Source organism: Gillisella taibaishanensis, from assembly GCF_001938985.1.
Taxonomy (GTDB): Bacteria; Pseudomonadota; Alphaproteobacteria; order Rhizobiales; family Rhizobiaceae; genus Allorhizobium; species Allorhizobium taibaishanense.
Genome location: NZ_MKIN01000008.1, coordinates 1 through 4,411 on the forward strand (window position 1 = coordinate 1; position 4,411 = coordinate 4,411).

At 47.9% G+C, this 4,411-nt stretch carries 5 protein-coding genes; all 5 read left to right on the forward strand.

The annotated features are described in order from the left end of the window. Positions 1-127: 127 nt before the first annotated feature. The 5 genes from BJF91_RS00045 to BJF91_RS00060 all read left to right on the forward strand — a co-directional run bounded on the left by BJF91_RS00045 (position 128) and on the right by BJF91_RS00060 (position 4,121). Positions 128-1,093: a hypothetical protein gene (locus BJF91_RS00045; protein ID WP_075612458.1), complete on the forward strand. Its 966-nt coding sequence runs from the start codon at positions 128-130 to the stop codon at positions 1,091-1,093. A 1-nt stretch (position 1,094) separates the two neighbouring features. Beyond that, positions 1,095-1,946: a DUF2515 family protein gene (locus BJF91_RS24660; protein WP_139310533.1), complete on the forward strand. Its 852-nt coding sequence runs from the start codon at positions 1,095-1,097 to the stop codon at positions 1,944-1,946. Positions 1,947-2,010: 64 nt separating this feature from the next. Continuing rightward, positions 2,011-2,805, forward strand: a complete 795-nt coding sequence (locus tag BJF91_RS00050; RefSeq protein ID WP_139310534.1) for a hypothetical protein — start codon at positions 2,011-2,013, stop codon at positions 2,803-2,805. Positions 2,806-2,959: 154 nt separating this feature from the next. After that, on the forward strand, positions 2,960-3,805 hold the full coding sequence (locus tag BJF91_RS00055) for a hypothetical protein (RefSeq protein WP_139310535.1): 846 nt from the start codon (positions 2,960-2,962) through the stop codon (positions 3,803-3,805). Between the two features lie 22 nt (positions 3,806-3,827). Further along, positions 3,828-4,121 carry a PAAR domain-containing protein gene (locus BJF91_RS00060; RefSeq protein ID WP_075612461.1) on the forward strand — a complete coding sequence of 98 codons (294 nt, stop codon included), beginning with the start codon at positions 3,828-3,830 and terminating at the stop codon, positions 4,119-4,121. The last annotated feature ends 290 nt before the right edge of the window (positions 4,122-4,411 follow it).

Genomic DNA, 4,411 nt, shown 5'->3' on the forward strand with positions numbered 1-4,411 from the left:
CGTATTCACGGTTTGAAGATCGACATCGAGGGCAACCAGATCAACTTCAAGAAGGGCGGACCTGGTGAAGGAGCGTCGTGTATGCGTGAGATGGCAAAATCCTCTACCCCATTTGTGAAAGGCTGACATGGTCAATAATATGCAGCTTAAGCCTCTGCTTCTCCAAGCGAGGCACAGCCTTTTTGCGGTTGTCGACGGCGGCCAATTCGATGATTTGCCCATGGCCCTTTTCAACGGGAATTTTGTCCATCGACCACTATATCTAGATCGAGGTGTAGGATCCGCAGACCAGATCAGGACTGCGCCTCAGCTCGTTTGGCTTGATCGCAGCACGGACGGCGGCGATGACCCCGACGCTGCGGATGAGAATCTTGTAAACGAACGTGTTCTCGACGATCTACTAGCCCTGTTGAACGATCGCCCCGCAGCAATTTTTTGGCAGTGCAGCGACGGGGGTGATGTGCTTTATCGCCACCTGAGAGGTATCAACAAGGTTCTGTATCCCAAGCCAGCATACCTCGATCGCGACGTCCAAATCCCGGAAAGCGGCTTTGAAATGGTGACGTTTCGACACGCTGACGCGAACGTCATTGCACAAATGTCATCGGCGCTTGATTGGAATGGTCTTTCTCGACTGCTCGGGCCAGCCGAGAATCTACTGTTTGCTCCAGAAGACGACTGGAGCTCAAGACCCATGCGCGTGCGGCGTCACGAGGAAATGGCTCCTCCCTACACCGGTCCTCTCAGGATCGGGCGCAATGAAATCAACGCAATGGCTGCTGTGCGTTTCGAGTGGCTGACACGTCGCACCATGAATTACCTTAACGAATATGCAGCGGAACGAGCACAGGCCACGCCTGAGGCGACGCTGAACACTAACGTTGGAACCTGGCTACGCGAAGCCCAGGCGACCGGTATCACGGAAGAATCTGCCTTCCGCAAATGGTGTTATTTGCAGTTGCTGTTCGAAGGAAAGCTGAACCAAAGTCAATTCGCGCAGGATTTTAGAAAACAGAATAATACTGGGATGTCTGCTGATGAGCGTGTCCATCTGATGATGAAATATATGATTCAAAAAGCTGAGGCCGCATAGAATGACCTCGCAAAGCAATTCTCAACCCGCGGCATCCGCAAGCGAATTGAAAAGAGCAGAAGCTGGCGCCGAAAAAGGCGCGGCACCCGGAAACGTATCTGAAACCTGCCAAGCCTGTATTGCTGCGGATTGTAAAAAGAAAATCGAGGAAATCGATAAAGAAACGAAGCGTATTACCGATATAGAAGACCCGATTGCACGGAACAAAGAAATTACAGCTGCGTATAAATCTCTCTTTTCTCAAGATCCCACTAATCATTGGCTTAAACTTGGCTCGATAGTTTCTAGTCAAGTAGGCTGCAACATGAATCTTATCCAGGGAAAGCGTGATGGATTTCCCTTCCCATCACTCAAAGATAGCATTGATTCTACAACTGGCGTTTCGTTTTCTAAAAACATGATGTCAGCGCTAGGAGAAGGAAATAAAGCAATCTTTCGGGATATTTATCCGTTGGCTGCCTATCGCGCACGGCATGGGTTCGATGACTTAAAAAAATGTTATGCTGCGCAAGGCAAAGAAATCCCCCCTCAAATGAAAGATGCCTTGGCTCGATTAGAAAAAAATGACTCACGAGGCTCGGCTGATTTAATAGGCGACTACGAGCAAAAACAAATTATACAGCCCGTCTATCAAAAATATGATGGAACATTTTTCATGGCAGAAAATATTGCTGGTCCGGTCTGGAAAACAATTTATAAGCATTATCCATACGAAATACCTGTATCTAGCTCGTGTAGTGATACAAATATTGTAGAGTTCCCAGGCTCCATATCAAATATGGATGACCGCGTTTTGTATTATCATAAACTAATGGATAGGCTTTCATCTCAAGAAGGTTGGTCAAAGAGATAGTCATATGAAGACGAGACTATCCATATTCGTATTCGTTATCTGCGCCTTATACGGAGTTCAATTAATGTTTAAAAGAAACGATCCCGCGACGGGCGAACCGCGAAACATTGAAGTGGCAATGGGGATGACAATCAAGGATTTGATTGAGAAAAATCGATTAGAAACGGGGTTGAGAGTCGCGCAGGGTTATACAGTTGACGTCGATAAACTCACAGATGTTATGCCTATTTTCTTTGATGACAATTGGATAAAATTTCATCTGCTCGCTGGAGAGCAAAGTTTTGAACTGCCTCCAGGTAGAACACTTCAGATATCTCAGCGCGCTGGACATGTCATTGGCATTTCATTTCGACCTTTCGCCCAACCACGACCTCTTGACGAAATGCGTGCGTATGCAAAGGAGTTAATATCCCTGTTGGAGAAAAAGGGTTGGCAACCAACGGGATCTTCAAGGATCCCGGTCAGCCAAGATGATTTTGATGCCTCAGGAAAAAGCCTCTTTGGGGCAATGAAAGCTTCTAGTGGAAGCGAAATTATGATGACTCTTCGGGACTATGGCCTTGGCCCGAAACATGAGAGTTTTCTTCTACTACCTGATCCAAATTTTAAAATGGCGGAAAGAAGTCATACCTATTTGCTCGAGGTTGATGTCTATGACGGCGTGCGCGACTATTATGAAAATCTCGTTTATCCAAGGCGAATATTCGAAACCGGTGATCCGACTAAAGCGCTACCTCTGCGTCAGTGGATTGAGTATCCGGATTGGACTCCGGAAAAGGCGGGAATGGTTCCCACCACAGCGAAAGAGCGGACCATGCCTGATGCATCGAATTGGAAAATGTCGCCCAACCATCCCTAATGTGGCCAATGAAATAGATATATAGTCATTATAAAACGACGCGGCTTCCCCTGGAGGTCCACGTATCCTTCAACAAGACATCGTTTTTTTGTACTAATTATTACAATTACTTGTTACCGCGGTTATAATTATGGAGAATAAAAGGATAAAAATCTTGTCTTTGACAGCATTTGCGCTTCTTAGCCTTACGGCAGGAGGAATTGTGTCTCTGTTTAACAATACCGATCCTGCTGATAGCGCTCCTCGGACGATAAAAATATCGACTGGGGAGACTGTTAGGAAATTCCTCGAGCAAAACGACCTTCAACTAGGACCCTGGGTTCAGAAAGGTTACGTTGTTGATGCGGATGAGATCGCTGACATCTCACCAATTATATTTGATGATAACTGGATCAAGCTTGAGGTGGAGGACGGAGCACAGAGTTTTGAGTTGCCGCCAGGACGAACTTTATTCATTACGCAGAGCGGAGGGCTTATAGAAGGGATTGCATTCCGTCCTTTTGCCAAAGCGAAATCCCTCTCCGAGTTGCGGGAGTTTATCTCACAAACGCTTGGCATGCTTGAAGCCAAGGGTTGGCAACCAACGTCTAAGATCAAGATTCCTTCAACGCCCGACGATTTTGATATTGCAGGCAAAAGTCTTTTCGCAGATTTACGATCCACCAGCGGCGATACACTGCAGATGGAGTTGCAGGATTATGGTGCTGCGCCAAAGCAGGAAAGTTATATTGTCGCGCCTTTTTCGCATGGAGGCTCAAACGGGCCGAGCCATACCTACGTGTTGTTGATTACGATCGACAAAGAGAAGGTATCTCGCACCTACGAGGACCTAATCTTGCCAAGGCGCATATTTGTGTTTGGCGACCCAAATAAAAGACTTCCGCTTCGGTATTGGATTGATGATCCCGATTGGACACCAGAAAAAGCCGGGATGGTGCCGACCGATGCGAGTGAACGTAAAACACCCGAATCCTCAAAATGGAAAATGCCGGCAAAGTAGAACCAGATCAAGGAACCTGAAAATGTCCATGCCTGTCACGTTGAAAGGCCACATGCATAGCTGCCCGAAGGCCGACCCTAAGCGTCATATCGGTGGTCCGGTGGTATCCACGCAGCAAAGCTTTGTCACAGTCGACGGCATTCCCATTGCGACGGTTGGTGACATCTGCACCTGCACCGGCGTACCGACAAGCGACAGCATTGCTGGCGGATCGTCAGTCGCCAATATCAACGGTCGTAAGATCGCCCGTATCGGCGACCCTTGCGGTCACGGCGGAACGTTAACCCAGGGCGTTTCCTGGATTACCTTTGAGTGATATTGCGTTCCCCACGTTCCATTTCCTCATGGGACCGTTTGAACGTCGCTGAAAGTCGCTCCAGCCTCAGAATTTGCACACGATCGAAGGCTGTGCGGCTAGGTCTGTTTCTCCGGCTTGCGACGGCGAGCCTGTTTAGGGGGCCATCAAATGTGTGATCCACTTGCAGATTTTGTAAAAACTGAATGCACTCGAGGTTCGAAAGCCGTCTGTGTTTCGGCGTGCAAAATTGACCCCATTAGCGGGGTGATCGGCGTCCAATTTTGACCCCCTTCGGATTTATCTGACCA